The organism is Reyranella massiliensis 521 (assembly GCF_000312425.1).
Taxonomy (GTDB): domain Bacteria; phylum Pseudomonadota; class Alphaproteobacteria; order Reyranellales; family Reyranellaceae; genus Reyranella; species Reyranella massiliensis.
The window spans coordinates 3,231,254-3,249,890 of record NZ_HE997181.1 but is presented as its reverse complement, the minus strand read 5'-3'; the positions used below and the strand labels follow the sequence as shown (position 1 = coordinate 3,249,890).

14 protein-coding genes are annotated in these 18,637 nt (G+C 65.6%); 9 read left to right on the top strand and 5 right to left on the bottom strand.

The window, feature by feature from the left end; all coding sequences use genetic code 11:
- Window positions 1-9 precede the first annotated feature (9 nt).
- Window positions 10-378, top strand: a complete 369-nt coding sequence (locus tag BN60_RS15870) for an EthD domain-containing protein (protein ID WP_020697080.1) — start codon at window positions 10-12, stop codon at window positions 376-378.
- A complete protein-coding gene (gene putA / locus BN60_RS15865; RefSeq protein WP_020697079.1) occupies window positions 378-3,797 on the top strand; it encodes a bifunctional proline dehydrogenase/L-glutamate gamma-semialdehyde dehydrogenase PutA in 3,420 nt (1,139 codons plus the stop codon). Before BN60_RS15870 ends, putA begins: the two co-directional genes overlap by 1 nt.
- Window positions 3,798-3,840: 43 nt before the next feature.
- Here putA and BN60_RS15860 read toward each other — a convergent pair whose 3' ends face one another.
- Entirely contained in the window at window positions 3,841-4,125 is a 285-nt protein-coding gene (locus BN60_RS15860; RefSeq protein ID WP_020697078.1) for a hypothetical protein, read from the bottom strand.
- Between the two features lie 128 nt (window positions 4,126-4,253).
- On the opposite strand from BN60_RS15860, the gene gltB reads away from it, so the two are divergent.
- The 3 genes from gltB (at window position 4,254) to BN60_RS15845 (ending at window position 10,929) form a co-directional block, all read left to right on the top strand.
- Window positions 4,254-8,930 carry a glutamate synthase large subunit gene (gene gltB, locus BN60_RS15855; RefSeq protein WP_425357811.1) on the top strand — a complete coding sequence of 1,559 codons (4,677 nt, stop codon included), beginning with the start codon at window positions 4,254-4,256 and terminating at the stop codon, window positions 8,928-8,930.
- 5 nt (window positions 8,931-8,935) lie between these two features.
- Window positions 8,936-10,387, top strand: a complete 1,452-nt coding sequence (locus BN60_RS15850) for a glutamate synthase subunit beta (protein WP_020697076.1) — start codon at window positions 8,936-8,938, stop codon at window positions 10,385-10,387.
- Between the two features lie 101 nt (window positions 10,388-10,488).
- Window positions 10,489-10,929, top strand: coding sequence for a type II 3-dehydroquinate dehydratase (locus BN60_RS15845; protein ID WP_020697075.1), 441 nt, complete (start codon window positions 10,489-10,491; stop codon window positions 10,927-10,929).
- Between the two features lie 15 nt (window positions 10,930-10,944).
- Here the strand turns inward: BN60_RS15845 and BN60_RS15840 are convergent, their stop codons facing one another.
- Window positions 10,945-11,865 carry a pyridoxamine 5'-phosphate oxidase family protein gene (locus BN60_RS15840; RefSeq protein WP_020697074.1) on the bottom strand — a complete coding sequence of 307 codons (921 nt, stop codon included), beginning with the start codon at window positions 11,863-11,865 and terminating at the stop codon, window positions 10,945-10,947.
- Window positions 11,865-12,257, bottom strand: coding sequence for a GFA family protein (locus BN60_RS15835; RefSeq protein WP_020697073.1), 393 nt, complete (start codon window positions 12,255-12,257; stop codon window positions 11,865-11,867). The genes BN60_RS15840 and BN60_RS15835 overlap by 1 nt, the downstream gene beginning before the upstream one ends.
- A gap of 100 nt (window positions 12,258-12,357) precedes the next feature.
- Here BN60_RS15835 and BN60_RS15830 point away from each other — a divergent pair, with 100 nt between their 5' ends.
- The 4 genes from BN60_RS15830 (at window position 12,358) to BN60_RS15815 (ending at window position 15,447) form a co-directional block, all read left to right on the top strand.
- Window positions 12,358-13,254, top strand: a complete 897-nt coding sequence (locus BN60_RS15830) for a LysR family transcriptional regulator (protein WP_020697072.1) — start codon at window positions 12,358-12,360, stop codon at window positions 13,252-13,254.
- Between the two features lie 59 nt (window positions 13,255-13,313).
- Window positions 13,314-13,667 (top strand): DUF1428 domain-containing protein, encoded by a 354-nt coding sequence (locus BN60_RS15825; protein ID WP_020697071.1) that lies wholly within the window; start codon window positions 13,314-13,316, stop codon window positions 13,665-13,667.
- A gap of 65 nt (window positions 13,668-13,732) precedes the next feature.
- A complete protein-coding gene (locus tag BN60_RS15820; RefSeq protein WP_020697070.1) occupies window positions 13,733-14,755 on the top strand; it encodes a FecR family protein in 1,023 nt (340 codons plus the stop codon).
- A gap of 11 nt (window positions 14,756-14,766) precedes the next feature.
- Entirely contained in the window at window positions 14,767-15,447 is a 681-nt protein-coding gene (locus BN60_RS15815; RefSeq protein WP_020697069.1) for a 4'-phosphopantetheinyl transferase family protein, read from the top strand.
- On the opposite strand, the gene BN60_RS29000 is transcribed toward BN60_RS15815, so the two are convergent.
- Window positions 15,384-16,418: an alpha/beta hydrolase family protein gene (locus BN60_RS29000; protein ID WP_020697068.1), complete on the bottom strand. Its 1,035-nt coding sequence runs from the start codon at window positions 16,416-16,418 to the stop codon at window positions 15,384-15,386. The genes BN60_RS15815 and BN60_RS29000 overlap by 64 nt on opposite strands.
- The gene (locus BN60_RS15805; protein WP_245539868.1) at window positions 16,415-18,601 is read right to left on the bottom strand and encodes a condensation domain-containing protein; all 2,187 of its coding nucleotides are present in this window, start codon (window positions 18,599-18,601) and stop codon (window positions 16,415-16,417) included. The genes BN60_RS29000 and BN60_RS15805 overlap by 4 nt, the downstream gene beginning before the upstream one ends.
- Window positions 18,602-18,637: the final 36 nt, after the last annotated feature.

Sequence of the window (18,637 nt, the reverse complement as noted above, 5' to 3'; positions counted from 1 at the left end):
GGAGAAACCATGCTCAAGCTCACCTTTTGCCTGCGCCGATTGCCGAGCCTCAGCCTCGGCGAGTTTCAGGATTATTGGCTGAACAGGCATGGGCCGTTGGTTCGCAGCCTGCAGCCGGCGCTGCGGATCGCGCGCTATGTGCAGCTCCACCGCCTCGACAACGACTGGAGCAGCGGCATGCGCGCGGTGCGTGGTGCACCGGACCCTTATGATGGCGTGGCGGAACTGTGGTGGCGGAACGACGAGGACTATCTCGCCGGCCGCCGCGATCCGGCGGCGCGCGAGGCTGGCCGCCTGTTGCTGGAGGATGAAGCCAAGTTCATCGACCTGGCGGCGTCGCCGCTGTGGCTCAGCCGCGAACACGCTATCGTCGAATAATGTCTTTCAAGCCCTTCGACGCGTTCTCACAATCGATCCAACCGCAGGGTCCGCTACGGGCGGCGATCACGGCGGCCTATCGCCGAGCCGAAACCGAGTGCGTGCCGCCGCTGATCGAGCAGGCCACCCTGTCGGCCGCTGCGACCGGCCGGGCTCACGCATTGGCGCGGCGATTGGTGGGCGCGCTGCGTGCCAAGTCTTCGTCTGGTGGCGTCGAAGGGCTGATCCACGAATATTCGCTCTCCAGCCAGGAGGGCGTGGCGCTGATGTGCCTCGCCGAGGCATTGTTGCGCATTCCCGACGACGACACGCGCGACGCGCTGATCCGCGACAAGATCGGCGGCGGCGACTGGCGCGCCCATCTCGGCCACAGCCCGTCGCTATTCGTGAATGCCGCGACCTGGGGCCTCATGCTGACCGGCCGTCTGACGGCCACCAGCAGCGAGCAGGGTCTGTCCGGGGCGCTGACGCGGCTGATCGGCAAGGGCGGTGAGCCGCTGATCCGTGGCGGCGTCAACATCGCCATGCGCCTGATGGGCGAGCAGTTCGTCGCCGGTCAGACGATCGAAGAAGCGCTGGAAAAGGATCGCTCCAACGACGGGCTGGGCGTTCGCCATTCCTACGACATGCTGGGCGAGGCCGCGGTCACGGCAGCGCAGGCCGAAGCCTATCTGCATTCCTACGAACACGCGATCCATGCGATTGGACGCTTCTCCGCGGGCCGCGGCATCTACGAAGGGTCGGGCATCTCGATCAAGCTGTCGGCGCTGCACCCGCGCTACAGCCGCGCCCAGCATGAACGTGTCCATGCCGAACTCTATCCTCGGCTGAGGTCTCTCGCCGTGCTGGCGCGCAGCTACGATATCGGCCTCAACATCGATGCCGAGGAGGCGGACCGCTGGGAAATCTCCCTCGATCTGCTGGAGCGGCTTTGCTTCGAGCCGGACCTCGAAGGCTGGAACGGTATCGGCTTCGTGGTGCAGGCCTATCAGAAGCGTGCCGTCTTCACGATCGACTGGCTGATCAATCTCGGCCGGCGCAGCAAGCGGCGCCTCATGGTGCGGCTGGTCAAGGGCGCCTACTGGGACGGCGAGATCAAGCGCGCGCAGCTCGACGGGCTGGAGGATTATCCGGTCTTCACGCGGCGTATCCACACCGACGTCTCCTATCTCGCCTGCGCCCGTCGCCTGCTGGCGGCGCCCGATGCGGCCTTCCCGCAGTTCGGCACCCACAACGCGCTGACCTTGGCGACCCTGTACTCCATGGCGGGCGAGAACTTCTATGCCGGCCAGTACGAGTTCCAGTACCTGCATGGCATGGGCGAACCGCTCTATGACGAGGTGATCGGACCGGCGAAGCTCAACCGGCCGTGCCGCGTCTACACGCCGGTCGGCACTCACGAGACCTTGCTGGCCTACCTAGTGCGCCGGCTGCTGGAAAATGGCGCCAACACCTCCTTCGTAAACCAGATCGCCAATCCCGAGATCACGCTGGAGACGTTGCTGGCCGATCCGGTCGAACGCGCCCGCGCTGTGCAGCCGCCCGGCGCACCGCATCCGCGGATCGCCCTGCCGCGCGATCTCTTCGGCCCATCGCGGCCAAACTCGCGGGGCGTCGACCTCTCCAACGAACAGGTATTGGCATCGCTGGCGAGAACGCTGCCGGCGATCCGCTCTCTGGCCGCCCGGCCACTGCTCGCAGGCGAGTCCAGCGACGGCGCTCTGCGCGAAATCCACAATCCGGCGGACCGACGCGATCTTATCGGTACCGTGGTCGAGGCAACGCCGGAGCAGGTCGACCGTGCGTGCGTCCTCGCGAAACCCTGGCGAGCTGCGTCCGCCGAACGCGCACGCGTGCTGCGCCGCGCCGCCGATCTGATGGAAGGGCGCTGTGCCGACCTATTGGGGCCGATCGTCCGCGAGGCCGGCAAGACCTTGGGCAACGCCGTCGGAGAGGTGAGGGAAGCCGTCGACTTCCTGCGCTACTACGCGGGCTGCATCGAGGGCTTCGACAACGAAACGCACCAGCCGCTCGGTGTCGTCGCCTGCATCAGCCCGTGGAACTTCCCGCTTTCGATCTTTACCGGCCAGGTGGCGGGCGCGCTGGCGGCCGGTAATGGTGTGATCGCCAAGCCGGCCGAGGAAACGCCGCTAATCGCTGCCCTAGGCATCGCCATGCTGCATGACGCCGGTGTGCCGCGCTATGCGTTGCAGTTCCTGCCGGGTGACGGCGAAACCGGCAAACGGCTCGTGGCCAACGAAGCCATTGCCGGCGTCGTCTTCACCGGGTCGACCGAGGCCGCGCAATCCATCAACCGGACCCTGGCACGCCGCCTCGGCCGCGACGGCAAACCGTTGCCGCTGATTGCCGAGACCGGCGGGCAGAATGCTCTGATCGCCGATTCGTCGGCGCTGCCGGAACAACTCGTACTCGACGCGCTGACATCGGCCTTCGATTCGGCCGGCCAGCGCTGCTCGGCGTTGCGGGTTCTCTGTCTGCAGGAGGATATCGCGGACCGGGTCGTGCCTCTGCTGGAAGGCGCGATGGCCGAACTCAGCGTCGGCAATCCGGATCGGCTGTCGGTCGATGTCGGGCCGGTCATCTCGGCGGAGGCTCAGAAGCGCCTGTTCGATCACATCGCGCGCATGCGGGCCGCTGGCCATCGCGTGCACCAGGTGGCCCTGCCGGCGGAAGCCCAGCACGGTACTTTCGTGCCGCCCACAGTGATCGAGATCGGCGCTGTTTCGGACCTGCCGGGTGAGGTGTTCGGGCCAGTGCTCCATGTGCTGCGCTATCCGCGGGAACGCATGATCGACACGATCAGGGCAGTGAATGCGACCGGCTTCGGCCTGACCTTTGGCGTGCACAGCCGTATCGACGAGACGATCGAGCGGGCTGTGGCGGCGAGTTCGGCGGGAAACCAGTATGTGAACCGCAACATGATCGGCGCCGTGGTCGGTGTGCAGCCCTTCGGCGGTCATGGCCTGTCCGGCACCGGTCCCAAAGCCGGCGGCCCGCTCTATGTGCATCGCCTCCTGTTTAGAAGGCCAAGCGTCGACGTGCCCACAGGTGAACTCAAGGGGCCGGTGGGCGAGCGCAACACCTATTCCCTGCGGCCCAAGGGGACCATTCTTTGCGTCGCCTTCGACGCCGCGCGTTTACAGGCGCAGACCGACCTTGTGAAGGCGACCGGGAACCGGCCGACGACCGATGCGACCGATCGCGCGATCCGGGCGGCCTTGTTTGCCGGCAGCCGAGGCGATCTCGAGGCCCTGCTGGCGACCATGGCGGGGAGGGACGGGCCGGTCGTGCCCATCTATGTCGAACCCTATCCGCGCGAGTTCCTGTTCGACGAGGTCTCGCTCAGCGACAACACGGCCGCAGCCGGCGGCAATGCCAGCCTGATGGTCATCGGATAAAGTGCCCGATTTTTATGCAGATATCGTGCGGAGGAGGGCCGAGCTAGTACAGGCCGTACTTCTTGGGCTTGCCCGGATGGTTGACGCACAGCATGTCCGGCGATGTCTCGGGCCCCAGCTTCAAGCGCTCTTCCTCGCACTTGTCATAGGTGAAGGGCCCGCCGAATACCTTGGGACCCCCTAGAACAAGCGTGTAAGACTTTTCGAGATACCAGCCCGGCCCAGTATAGGCCTCGGCCGCCCCCGGTCCGCTGCACCCGCCGAGGCTCGTGGCCAGCGACAGGGCCGTTGCGCAGACCGACAGGCGATAGATCGACCTCAGTGACATTTCCCGGCCTCTCCCCCCAGGGGCTTGTTGGGCAGCAACGTACAGGGGCTTTTGCGGCGCAACAATTGCTTTCGCCTGACCCGGCGACCGCGCTAATAATGCCACATTCACCAAAGCATCCAGGGGGGATGCTGGGCCAGCTAGCGCACCAGCAGGATCGACGCATGGGATTGCCTGAAAAGCAGGGACTGTACGACCCGCGGAACGAACACGACGCCTGCGGCGTGGGCTTTGTGGCTGATATCAAGGGCCGAAAAACCCACGACATCGTCAGCCAGGGCCTGCGTATCCTGGTCAATCTCGACCATCGCGGCGCGGTCGGCGCCGACCCGCTGATGGGCGACGGCGCGGGTGCAATGATCCAGATCCCCGACGCCCTGCTGCGCGACTGGGCACGCAAGGAAGGCATCGATCTGCCGGAGCCCGGTCACTACGCCGTCGCCATGTGCTTCCTGCCGCAGGACGAGAAGGCGCGTGCCTTCGCGGTGAAGCGCTTCGAGCATTTCGTGAAGGTCGAGAAGCAGAAGCTGGTCGGCTGGCGCGACGTGCCGACCGACCTCGCGGGCCTTGGCAAGGCTGTGATCGCGTCCATGCCGGTCATCCGCATGGCGATCGTCGGCCGTGGTGCGAAGGTCGCCGACCAGGACGCCTTCGAGCGCAAGGTCCTGGCGATCCGCAAGCAGACCCAGAACCCGCTGCTCGACCTCGAGAAGAAGCACAAGCTGCCCGGCCTGTCGCAGCTCTACATGCCGTCTTTCTCGACGCGCACCGTGGTTTACAAGGGCCTGCTGCTGGCTCACCAGGTCGAGAGCTTCTACGAAGACCTGCGCAACCCGCTGTGCGAGTCGGCGCTCTGCCTCGTCCATCAGCGCTTCTCGACCAACACCTTCCCGTCTTGGCGGCTTGCGCATCCCTATCGCTTCATCGCGCACAACGGCGAGATCAACACCGTCCGCGGCAACGTCAACTGGATGTATGCCCGCCGGCGGATGATGGAATCCGATCTGATCGGCGCCGACCTCGACAAGATGTGGCCGATCATCCCGCATGGCCAGTCGGACACGGCCTGTGTCGACAACGCGCTCGAACTGCTGGTGGCCGGCGGCTACTCGCTGAGCCATGCCATGATGATGCTGATTCCGGAGGCGTGGGCCGGCAATCCGCTGATGGATGCCAAGCGCAAGGCCTTTTACGAGTACCACGCGGCTCTGATGGAGCCGTGGGACGGTCCGGCCTGCATTGCTTTCACCGACGGCCGCCAGATCGGCGCGACGCTCGACCGTAACGGGTTGCGGCCCGCGCGCTTCCTCGTGACTGAGGACGACAAGGTGGTCATGGCGTCGGAGGCGGGCGTGCTGCCGATTCCCGACGAGCAGATCGTACGCAAGTGGCGCCTGCAGCCCGGCAAGATGCTGCTGATCGACCTCGAACAGGGCCGCATCGTCGAGGACGAGGAGCTCAAGCGTACCCTGGCTGAAGCCGAGCCCTACGAGGAATGGCTGAAAGAGACGCAGCACAAGCTCGAAGAGATCTCCGAGATTCCCGACGCGCCGGCGCCGGCGCCGTCGAACGATCCCAGCACGCTGCTCGATCGCCAGCAGGCCTTCGGCTACACGCAGGAAGACATCCAGTTCTTCCTCGAGCCGATGAGCAAGGAGCCGGACGATCCCATCGGCTCGATGGGCACCGACACGCCCATTGCCGTGCTCTCGAAGAAGCCGAAGCTGCTCTACAATTACTTCAAGCAGAACTTCGCCCAGGTTACCAACCCGCCGATCGATCCGATCCGCGAGGAGCTGGTGATGTCGCTGGTGTCGATGATTGGCCCGCGGCCGAACCTGCTCGGCCGTCACGCCGGGATGCACAAGCGGCTGGAAGTCTCGCAGCCCGTGCTGACCAATGCCGAGCTGGAGAAGATCCGTTCGATCGAGGAGCTGCTCGACGGCGCCTTCCGGACCGCCACCATCGACACGACCTGGCTCGCGTCGGAAGGCGCGGCTGGCCTCGAAAAGGCGTTGGACCGCGTCTGCGCCGAGGCGACGGACTGCGTGCTGGCCGATCGAAACATCCTGATCCTGTCGGATCGCGCCGTTTCGGCCGAGCGCGTGCCGATCCCGGCGCTGCTCGCGACGGCGGCCGTGCATCATCACCTGATCCGCCGCGGCCTGCGGACCCAGACCGGCCTCGTGGTCGAGACCGGCGAGGCGCGCGAGGTCCATCATTTCTGCTGTCTCGCCGGCTATGGCGCCGAGGCGGTGAACCCGTATCTCGCCTTCGAGACCCTGGAACAGCTTCGCATCCAGAACGCGTTGCCGCTCAAGCCCTATGAAGTGCAGAAGCACTTCATCAAGGCGGTCGGTAAGGGACTGCTCAAGGTCATGTCCAAGATGGGCATCTCGACCTACCAGTCCTATTGCGGTGCGCAGATCTTCGATGCCGTCGGCCTGCATTCAGGCTTCGTCGAGAAGTACTTTACCGGCACGGCGACAACGATCGAGGGCGCGGGCTGGCAGGAGATCGCCGAGGAGACGGTCCGCCGCCATCGCGACGCCTATGGCGACAATCCGATCTACCGCAACATGCTCGATCCGGGCGGTGACTACGCCTTCCGCCTACGCGGCGAGGATCACGCCTGGACGCCGGAGAGTGTCGCCAAGCTGCAGCATGCGGTGCGCGGTAACTCCTCCAGCGAGTACAAGGCCTTCGCGACGTCGATCAACGAACAGAGCGAGCGACTGCTGACGATCCGCGGCCTCATGCAGTTCAAGTGGGCCGATACGCCGATTCCGGTGGAAGAGGTCGAGCCCGCGGCCGCCATCGTGAAGCGTTTCGCGACTGGTGCGATGAGCTTCGGCTCGATCAGCCGCGAGGCCCATACCACGCTCGCCATTGCCATGAACCGCATCGGCGGCAAGTCGAATACCGGCGAGGGTGGCGAGGAGGCAGATCGTTTCAAGCCCCTGCCCAACGGCGATTCGATGCGCTCTGCCATCAAGCAGATCGCCTCGGGCCGCTTCGGCGTCACGGCCGAGTATCTGGTGAACGCCGACGATCTGCAGATCAAGATGGCCCAGGGCGCCAAGCCCGGCGAAGGCGGACAGCTGCCGGGTCACAAAGTGGACGAGAACATAGCGCGCGTGCGGCGTTCGACGCCGGGCGTCGGCCTGATCTCGCCGCCGCCGCATCACGACATCTATTCCATCGAGGATCTGGCGCAGCTCATCCACGATCTGAAGAACGTCAATCCGGCGGCGCGTGTTTCGGTGAAGCTGGTCTCCGAGGTCGGTGTCGGCACGGTGGCGGCGGGCGTCAGCAAGGCGCGCGCCGATCACGTGACGATCTCGGGCTTCGAGGGCGGCACGGGTGCGTCGCCGCTCACTTCGCTCACGCATGCCGGCTCGCCGTGGGAAATCGGTCTGGCCGAGACCCAGCAGACCTTGGTGCTGAACGGCCTGCGCGGCCGCATCGCCGTCCAGGTCGATGGCGGATTGCGCACCGGCCGCGACGTTGCCATCGGCGCGCTGCTCGGTGCTGACGAGTTCGGCTTTGCAACGGCGCCGCTGATCGCCGCCGGCTGCATCATGATGCGCAAGTGCCACCTCAATACCTGCCCGGTAGGTGTGGCGACGCAGGACCCGGTGCTGCGCAAGCGCTTCACCGGCCAGCCCGAACATGTGATCAATTACTTCTTCTTCGTGGCCGAGGAACTGCGCGAGATCATGGCGCAGCTGGGTTTCCGAACGCTGAACGAGATGATCGGCCGGGTCGACAGGCTCGACACGCGTCGCGCGCTCGATCACTGGAAGGCAGGCGGCGTCGATCTCTCCAAGCTCCTCTATCAGGCGCCGGCGCGCGAAGGCGTGGCGATCTGGAATGTCGAGCGGCAGGATCACGGGCTCGAAAAGGCGCTGGATCACAAGCTGATCGAGGCCGCTCGGCCGGCGTTGGAAAAGGGTGAGCCCGTTCTGATCGAGCTGCCGATAACCAACGTCAATCGCACCGTCGGCGCCATGCTCTCGGGCGAGGTCGCCAAGCGGGCGGGGCATGCCGGCCTCACCGAGGATACGATCACGGTGAAACTCACCGGCACGGCCGGACAGAGCTTCGGCGCCTTCCTGGCGCGCGGCGTGTCGTTGGAACTGTCGGGCGACGGCAACGACTATGTCGGCAAGGGCCTGTCGGGCGGCCGCGTCGTCGTGCGCCAGCCCAAGGGCACCAGGCGCAATCCCGTCGAGAACATCATCGTCGGCAACACCGTGCTCTACGGCGCAATCGGCGGCGAGGCCTACTTTGAAGGCGTCGCCGGCGAGCGCTTCGCCGTGCGCAACTCGGGCGCAGTCTGCGTCGTCGAAGGGACCGGCGACCATGGGTGCGAATACATGACCGGCGGCGTCGTGGTCGTGCTGGGCGATACGGGGCGCAACTTCGCGGCCGGCATGTCAGGCGGCATCGCCTATGTCTACGACCCCAAGTCGCGCTTCAAGGACCTGTGCAATCCGGCGATGGTCGACCTCGAACCTGTCGGCCGGCCGTCGGGCGACGGCGACGATCCGGACCGGCCGCGCCAGCGGGCGCCCAGCGTCGAAGACAATGGCATGGGCGACGTCTTGCGCTTCGATGCGGAGCGGCTGCGCATCCTGGTCGAGCGTCATCACCTCCATACCGGCAGCGCGCGGGCACGGGCACTCCTGGAGGATTGGGACAATGCGCTGCGGAGCTTCGTGAAGGTGATGCCGCGCGACTACAAGCGGGCGCTCCTGCAGGCGCGTGAACGAGCAACGGCAAAAGCCGTGGCGGCGGAGTAAGGGTCATGGGTCTCGCCACTGGCTTCCTCGAAATCGAGCGCAAGGACCGGCCGTACGAAAAGGTCGAAGCGCGTCTCAAGAACTGGAACGAGTTCGTTCTGCCGTTGCCACCGGCGGAGATGTCGCGACAGGCCGCGCGCTGCATGGATTGCGGCATCCCGTTCTGTCACAACGGATGTCCGGTCAATAACATCATCCCCGAGTGGAACGAGCTGGTACGCCGCGACCGCTGGCGCGACGCGCTCGAGGTGCTGCACTCGACCAACAATTTCCCGGAGTTCACCGGCCGCATCTGCCCCGCACCGTGCGAGGCCTCGTGCACGCTGAACATCGACGACAACCCCGTGACCATCAAGTCGATCGAGTGCGCGATCGTCGACCGGGGCTGGGAAGAGGGCTGGATCCAGCCCTTGCTGCCGACGCACAAGACCGGCAAGCGGGTCGCCGTCGTCGGTTCCGGCCCGGCCGGCCTCGCCTGCGCGCAGCAGCTCGCGCGGGCAGGGCACTCGGTGACGTTGTTCGAGAAGGCCGACCGGATCGGCGGGTTGCTGCGCTACGGCATTCCTGATTTCAAAATGGAGAAGCACCTCATCGACCGGCGCATGCGCCAGATGGAGGCCGAGGGCGTCGAGTTCCGTACCGGCGTCGAAGTAGGCGCCACCCTCTCGGTGAAGTCGCTGCTCGAAGGCTATGACGCGGTTGCGCTGACCGGCGGTGCCGAATGGCCGCGCGACCTGGAAGTGCCGGGCCGCGAGCTGAAGGGCATCCACTTCGCGATGGATTTCCTGACGCAGCAGAATAAGCGCAATGCCGGCGACGACGAAGCCCGCGCAGCGCCCAAGGGGACGCTCACCGCCAAGGGCAAGCATGTCATCGTCATCGGCGGCGGCGATACGGGTTCGGACTGCGTCGGCACGTCGAACCGCCATGGCGCCGCCTCGGTCACCCAGCTCGAAGTCATGCCGCGGCCGCCGGAGCATGAGGACAAGGCGCTGACCTGGCCGGACTGGCCCCTCAAGATGCGCACCTCGTCGTCGCATCAGGAAGGTGCGGAGCGTGACTTTGCCGTTCTCACCAAGCGCGCGGTCGGCCAGAACGGCAAGGTCGAAGCGCTGGAATGCGTGCGCGTCGAATGGGTGAAGGCAGCCGACGGGCGCATGGCCATGCAGGAAATCGCGGGCAGCCTGTTTAAACTCAGGGCCGATCTGGTGCTGCTGGCGATGGGCTTCCTTGGTCCGCGCAAGCCCGGCCTTGTCGAACAGGCAGGTGTCGCGCTCGATCCCAGGGGGAATATTGCGGCTAACGTGAAAGATTATAAGACGTCGGTCGACCGTCTGTTTGCTGCCGGCGACATGCGGCGCGGCCAATCGCTGGTTGTCTGGGCGATCCGGGAAGGCCGTCAATGTGCTCGTGCCATTGACGAACATCTAATGGGGTCGACAACCTTGCCGCGCTGATGTGCGGAACTACATAATTCAGTAGCTAGGAAATTTGCACTAAGGTCGTCGCGCGGGCGCGACCTTGTGGGAAGGCCGTGCCCGGTGTCGGGAGGGGCGGAATGAGGCTGCTGCTGATTCAGGGTGCGAATATGGAGTATCTCGGCCGCCGCCAGCCGGAACTCTATGGGACGACGACGGCGAAGGAACTGGACGCTGCCCTGCGTCGCCATGCCAAGGGACTGGGCGTCGATCTGGAGATTCTCTACACCAACACCGAAGGCGAGGCGGTGTCGGCGATCTACCGTGCCGACCGCGACAAGATCGACGGCGTGTTGTTCAATCCCGCCGGCTTTCTCCATGCAGGTCACGCCTTGCGGGATTGCCTGCGGTCAATTTCCGCGCCCGCCATCGAGATCCATATCACCAACATCGAAAAGCGTGGTTACGGATCGGTAACTGCTGAAGCGGCCATCGGCATGATCGCTGGATTCGGCGTCGATTCCTATGTTCTCGCCCTTGAGGCGATGGTGACGCGGCTGCGGCGAACAGCAAAAGCCTGACGGGAAGGCGCGGCGCTACCACGTTCCCGTCGCGAGGGTCGTCGGCGCGTAGTCACCGAACCGCCAGCGGAAGGGAAAGACCCCGCGGCGATGCCATCCGCGTTCGACGTCCACATGCCACAAGCGTTCGGTACCTGACGGACCGCGGTCGGGGTGCCACTCGATGGTGACGCTGCCCTGAAGCTGCAGTAGATCGCCTGAGGCGAAGTCGATGAACAACAGGCCGGCACGCGGGTCGCCCAGCAGGTTGCCCAGCGTGTTGAAGAAGCGATTGCCCCGGAAATCCGGAATCGTGAGCCTGTTACCCTGGACATCGACGAAGCCGGGCTGTCCACCGCGATGGGACATGTCGAGGCCGCCTTCGGGCCCGAGCTCGCGACGCGACCGGCTTGCTACGAAGAACGTGTCGGCTGTCGCAACGATCGCGCGCGCGGCATCGTCCAGCGTCTTGAACGCCGTCACCGGCACTGTCGTGGCGACAGGATGCGGTACGGGCGCGCGTGTCTGAATGTACTGTGCGCAATTGCCGAAGCTCTGCGCGACATGCACATCGAGGCCATTGCCGGTCGACACGATGCGCCCGTTGGCCCGGTTGCGCCGGCGCGTCGTGAGGTCGATGCCGATCAGCCCGATTTCCGCCCCGGCCTCGAAACTCGGCGCCGCCGGATCGTCGGGGCGCGGCTGCGAGGCGATGTGGAGCGTCGTCGGACCGGGTGAGGTGACGAAACCATAGGGACCCGTAACGACGGATGCGATCGGCCAGCCCTGCCTGTCGGGCGTCGCCGTGAAGAGGTAGGGCAGCAGTGAAAAGAATTCGCGATGCTGCTCGGGCATGAAGGGCCGGATCGGTGCGCGCCCCGCGCCTTTGCCAGCCAGGGCTTGCGCCGCCAACTCGTCTGCATGGAAGGGCAGGAAGGCCATGGTGTCGGCAGTCATCACAGGCCCTCCGGTTTTTCCGGCGCCTGCCGCTTCGGGTCGTACCAGGGGGCGGCGTCCGATCGCCAGATATGGACTTCCGGCCGTTCGCCGATCGGCGTGTCGAGGCAGCCCAGCCGCAGCAGCACGACAGGCTGCGCCGTTCGTTCTGCCATGACGTGCGAGCCGCATTTGCTGCAGAAGCGGCGGAACTTGCCGGGTGAGGATTCGATGGCGGCGAGCAGGCTCTCGCCTTTGACCCAGCGGAAGCTCGCCCGCGGTACAGCCGTCACCGACGAGAAGGCGGCACCATGCGTCTTGCGGCAGGTCCGGCAATGGCAATGGACAATGCGCTCGAGAGGAGCCTCGGCCTCGTAGGCAACGGTACCGCACAGGCAGCTTCCGGTCAGCATCTGCAGTTCTCCTTCTAGCTGCTTCCAATGTAGGAGACGGTAATTGCGCCGTGAACCGCACGAATGATAAAGTAATTATTCCATAAAGTGGAATAGTGACGTGGACCGCCTCGATGAGTTCTCCATCTTCGTGCGGATCGTGGAGGAGGGAAGCCTGGTACGGGCGGCCCAGCGTCTGCGCCGTTCGCCGCCCGCGGTTACGCGCGCTCTCGCGGCATTGGAGGATCGGCTCGGCGTGCGTCTGGTCGATCGTACGACACGACGGCTGGCGCCCACCGAGGCCGGGCGGACTCTCTATGAGCGCGCACGTGCGGTCGTTGCCGACTACGAAGCCGCCACGGCGGGCGCGCGCGAGGCGCCAGTGCGGGGCCTGCTGCGGATCACCGCGCCGGTCCAGTTCGGCCGCCGTCATATCGCGCCCATCGCGACGCGCTTCCTCGACGCCCACAGGGACGTCGAGATCGAACTCCTGCTGAACGACCGCAACATCGACTTGATCGAGGAAGGGATCGACGTTGCCCTGCGCATCGGCGCATTGGCCGATTCGAGTTTGAGCGCGCGCCCGGTCGGGCATGTGCGGCGCCAATGGGCGGCAAGCCCGGCCTATCTCGACCGTCACGGCGCGCCGCAGACGCCGGCCGACCTCGCGCAACACGAGGCGCTGCTGGGAACGTCGCGTGGTGCCATGGAATGGAGCTTTGCCGGAGCTCGTCGCGGCGCGCCGTTGCATCTTGCGGGCCGCCTGCGGGTCGACGATGTCGAAACCCGCCTGCGGGCAGCGCGAGAAGGCCGAGGCATTGCTCAGTTCTTGTCGTATCAGATCGCCGACGATCTTGCCGCGGGCCGGCTGGTGCGTCTGTTGCGCGACTACGAGCCACCGCCGTTGCCGGTACAGCTGCTGACCAAGGGACGCGTGCACCGCGCCCCGAAGATCGACGCCTTCCTCGACTTCGCCGTCAAGCGTCTCTCGACTCTTGCCGTGCTGACTCCAGATTGACACAGGGTATGCAATTCCGTTAGCCGTTAACTCATCAGTTAAGTAGTCGGGAGCATTCCATGTCGTACGTCGATGGTTTCGTCCTTGTCGTGCCGAAGAAACATCTTGCCGCCTACCAACGTCTGGCCAAGAAAGCCGGCAAGGTGTGGCGCGAACACGGCGCACTCGAATACAAAGAATGTGTCGGCGACGATCTCAAGGTGAAGATGGGCTTGCCGTTTCCCAAGCTCGTGAAGACCAAGCCGAACGAGACGGTCGTCTTCTCCTACATCGTCTACAAGTCGCGCGCCCACCGCGACAAGGTCAACGCCAAGGTGATGGCCGATCCGCGCCTGCAGGACCCGCCGAAGGAACTGCCGTTCGACATGAAGCGCATGGCCTATGGCGGCTTCAAGACGATCGTCTCGGCCTAGAGTGGAAGTGGCCAGCGCTTTCATGCTGCATGGTGTCCCGTCTGCTTAGGCTGTAGACGGGTACCATGCAGGAGCAACCTCCGGATCCGCTGATCGAAGAAGCGCTGCGCTGGTTCGTCGCCCTCAAGGACAGGTCGGCGAGCGAGGCAGACCATGCTGCCTTCAATCGTTGGCTGCAGGAGGATCCACGACACGTGGCAGCCTGGAAGCAGGCACAACGAACCTGGATGCGGGTCGGCAAGATCGGTCCTGCCTTCGCCAATAGCGCTCCGGCGGCGATTTCGTTGGGCGCGTCTGCGGTAGCTGCATTGCCACCGCCCCTCGCGGCCACACCCGCGATGCGTCCGACCGTGTCGCGTCCGGCGCCTGTCAGCCGCCGCCGCTTGTTCTATGCGGCTGCAGCCGTGACGGCGATGGTCGTGCCGACGGCGCTTGCCTTGTCGCGGCCCGGCTTGTTTGCCGATCAGCGCACCACGGTCGGCGAACGCCAAACGATCTCCCTGCCGGATGGCTCGACGGTCGAACTGGCGGGCGCATCGGCTCTGTCGGTCGATTTCGCAGGCAAGGCGCGCCGCGTCGTGCTTCATGCGGGAGAAGCATTCTTTGACGTCGTACTCGATCCTGAGCGCCCCTTCGTCGTCGAGGCGGCCGCCGGGAGCGTCCGTACGCCGGGCGCGGTCTTTGACGTCAAGTTCACCGACGATGCCGTCACTGCCGCCGCCGTACGCGGCGCGGTCGAAGTCTCGGCGACGGGGCTGCCGCCCGCAAACGTCGGGGAAGGGCAGCAGGTACGCTACGGCGAACGGCAGATCGGGCCGGTGCATCAGGCCGATCCGGAGCAGGTCCAGGCCTGGCGGCACGACCGTCTGCTTTTTCGCGACACATCCCTCGGCGATGCCATTGCCGATCTCGAGCGGTACCGTGGCGGCCACATCGTCGTGACGGACTCGCGCTTGCGCGCCCTGCCGGTCACCGCGGCCTTCGACGCGCGGCAGGCCGATGCGGCTCTCGACACGATGGCCCAGACCCTGCCGATCCGCGTTCGCCGGTTGACCGACTTCCTCGTCGTGCTGTCGCCCAGAGCCTGACAGAACGAACCATGAGCCTGCAGACGCTCCGCCGGTACGAGGTCCATCTCTGGTCGTGGTGTCTCGACGACGACAGTCTGTGCGGGGAAGCCGGCGAGGCGCTGCTGAACGAAGCGGAGAGGGCGCGAAGCAGCCGGTTCATGACGGCCTTGCTGCGACAGCGCTTTACGGCGGCGCGCGCGCGTTTGCGGTCGTTGCTGGGGGCATATCTCGGTCGCGATCCGAGAAGCCTCGTCTTCGTGGAGAACGAATTCGGCAAGCCCAGGCTCGTCGACCGGCCCGATATCCATTTCAGCCTCAGCCACTCGCAGGATCAGGCCCTGCTTGCCGTGAGCGAAGGGCTGGAGGTCGGTGCCGATCTCGAAGGCATGCGCTCGGCCGATCATCTCGGTCTTGCCCGACGCTACTTCCATCCGAACGAAGTCGCTGCGATCGAGCGGCATGCCGATCCGCGTGCAGCCTTCTTCCAGATATGGACGCTGAAGGAAGCGGTCGTGAAGGCGCTGGGCACCGGCTTGTCATTGCCGCTCGATGAATTTGAGGTGTCGATTGCAGGGGCGCGGCCCGAGATGGTCATTCCTCCCACGGGATCGCCCCCCGAGTGGTGGCTGTATCTGGCGTCAGGCGACTATTGCCGGGCGTTGGCGGCTCCCGCCGACGGCGCGGTCGGGCTGATCCACCGGACCGTCTGATCGTTCCGGCCGATCAGGGATTTCAGTGGACCAGGATCGCCCAGCAGGGCGTTGCGGAAGAACGCAACTTCGAGCCGTTCGATGGTTCCGTTCATCGCCGAGCGCTCGAAGTTGGTGCGTGCGAAGAGGCGATGCGGGCGGGCGAACAGCCCGTCGGAAAGGTCGCCATGGCTGGCTGCAGGAAGCTGCGCCCAGTAGCTCTGCGGCTGCTCCATGCGGCGTTTGTTGCGCGGGATGTCCAGGGCGCTGATCATGGCGTAGTTGCGCGTGAAGGCCACGGACGAGGCAAGATCCGCCTCGGAAGGGAACGCTTCCTCGCTCGACAGCAGGAAGTATGCTTGCACCACGATCTCGTCGGCTGCCGGCCCGAACAGTCCACCATCGACATTGAACACGGCTACGATGCGCCGGTCCCTTGCAGCCGCGGCAAGGCCCGACGTCCCCCCGATCGAGTAGCCGAGTATGCCGACGCGCGTGAGGTCGAGCCGGCCGGCAAGGGCAGGCACCTGCCCGGCTTCGAGCGCCGCTAGCACGTCCAGCAACCGGCTGCCCTGGGCCACCGCATGGCGGCCCGCCCGTGCGATCGACGCCGCAGTTTCTGCATCGGTCTGGAGTTCGAGAGAAAGGCCACGATCGGGATCGGCCGCAGGATCGCTCGCGAAGTCGTCGCAGCCCACGACGACGAACCCATGGCTCGCGAGAGTCTCGACCTGGACTTGGCTCTGCGTGCGCGTTCCTCCCCAGCCGGGCGAATAGAGGATGAGCGGCGTCGATGCCTTGAGGTCGCGCGGCTGCCAGACCGTGATGGCGAACGCTGCGCCGGAGGTATCCTTGATCGTGGCTTCGCTACGGACAACGGCATTCGGCCCGGCCGGGGCAGGCAGGCGCGGCACGAAAACCAACCAGCCCGCTGCCACCAGCACGACGGCCAGGATCAGAACGCCAAGCGCAAGGAGCTTGAGGAGACTCACTGAGTCCGCAGGAAGGCCGCAATCTCGGCAGCCGGCCGCTCGCGAAACATGTCGAAGTGGCCGCTGTCGATGTCGATCTTGGTCAGACGGCCGGTCACCAGCGGCCCCCAGCCCATCCGCTCGTCGAACAGGCGGCCGCGCAGCGGATCTTTGGTGCGGAACAGAACGACGTCGCCCTCATACGGCGCAGGCCGAAAGCGCGTGACCGAATCGTAGATATAGCTGTCGAACCACTCGCCCGGCAGCTCCGGCCGTTCCGGCCCATCCTCCTTGGGCAGCATGCCAAGACGATAGAGCAGCGGCTTGCGTACGATGTCGTTCAGGCTCACTTCACCGCGGCGGAACTGGGCAAGACGATCCTTGTAGTGGTGGAGGCGTAGCTGCTGATTGCGTAGGGCGCGATCGAAGCGCGACATGTCTTCGCGGTAGCCGGGAGCCCAACTGTCGAACAGCGCCACCAGAGACACTTTCTCGCCCATGCGACGGAGCTGCCGCGCCGCCTCGAAGGCCAGCACGCCATAGACGCAATGTCCGCCCAGAATGTAGGGGCCGTGCGGCTGCACATGGCGGATCAGGCGCACGGCATAGTCGCCGAAATCCTCGAACGTGCGGTCGCCAAGATTGGGTTGCTGGCCCTGATGGTACATCAGGATGTCGGTTAAGGGACGATCCTCGCCAAGATGCCGGGCGAGCTGATAGTAGATCGAGCGGTTGTTGAGCACGACGATCGGCGTCAGCGAGCCGTTCTCATGGAAGCGCACGATCTGTCGTTCGGGCTCCCGCATCGGTATCGGCCCGCCGGGCACGACGGCCGGTCGTGCGAGCGGAGGTGGCGAAGTGCGAGGCAGCGCGATGGCCTGCACGCTCGCGCAGTCGGCAATAGGCCCGTCCGGTGCCGTCGCCAGTGCCTCGAGGCATGTCCGCCATATCCCGAGCAGCGCCGTTGCCGTCGCCTGGTCGTAGAGCGATGCATCGGCTTCGCAGGAAAGACGCCAACCCTCGTCGCGGCCGATCATGAAGAAGTTGAGCGGCCATTGTGGGCCCGATGAGTAGGACGGCAGCGAAATCAGGCTGAAGCGGCCTGCGCTTCCGCCCTCGGTCTCGGTGGTGCCCGAGTAGGAACGGTGCAGGACGAGATTGACGGAATGGAGCGGCTTGCCGTCGCGGCCTGCGGAAAAGGTCTCGGCAATCTCGAAGGGCAGACGCTCGTGACGCAGCGCCTCCTGGATGCTCTCGGCGGCGGCTGCGACGAAGGCATGCAAGGTCGAGCGGTCGTCGACGGGGAGGCGGAAGGTGACGGAGTTCACCGTGGGGCCGATCAGGTCGGCCGCCGCCGGCTCCTCACGGTTGGCAACCTGCGAGCCGAATACGATCTCGGCCTCGCCCGTGACGCGATGGAGCATCAGCGCGAGGGCTGCGGCGGCGAGGTTGAACAGCGTGACATTGTGGCGCCGCGCGCGCCCCTCGACCACCTGGCCCAGCTCCGTCGGCAGCAGCAGCGACGCAAGATGGCTCGGCGCTTCGGCGCCCGGCGTGACCTGATGGTCGGGCGGAACAACGGTGCCGACCACGCCCTGTAGCTTCCGCTTCCAGAAAGCGCGCGCCTCGTCGAGATCGCTGCTCGACAGCAGCTCCTTTTCCCAGAGCGTGTAGTCCACGAACTGCAGCTCGGGTTCGGTGAGATCGGGGAGACGACCGGCCTCGATCTCATGGGCAGCGGCGCTGAATTCGCGGACGATGAGCCCGGTAGACCAGCCGTCGGCGATCATCGAGTGCAAGGTCAGCAGAAGCACGGAACGGCCTGAGGCCAGGCGCAGCAATGCCGCGCGCAGAAGCGGCGGCTTCTCAAGGTCGATCGGCTCCAGCGCTTCGGCGCGCGCAATTTCTTCGGCGTGTTTTTCGCGCTCGCCAGGGGGGAGCACCGTGAGGTCGATCTCGTTGAGCTTCACGGCACAGGCGGGCCACACGATCTGCGCCAGCTTGCCGTCGACTTCCCGGAAGGACGTGCGCAGAACCTCGTGGCGCCGGACCAATGCCTGGAGTGCACCTTCGGCGGCCGTGTGAGAAAGGGTGCCGTTGACCTGCCATCGCATGGCGACGTTCAGTCCCTGTGGCCCGCGCGCATGTTGCTGTGCCCAAAAGCGTTCCTGCAGAGGCGTACACGCGAACGCCGGCCCGTCCACCTCGCCGGATGCCGGAAGCTGCCTGTCGCGTTCGCT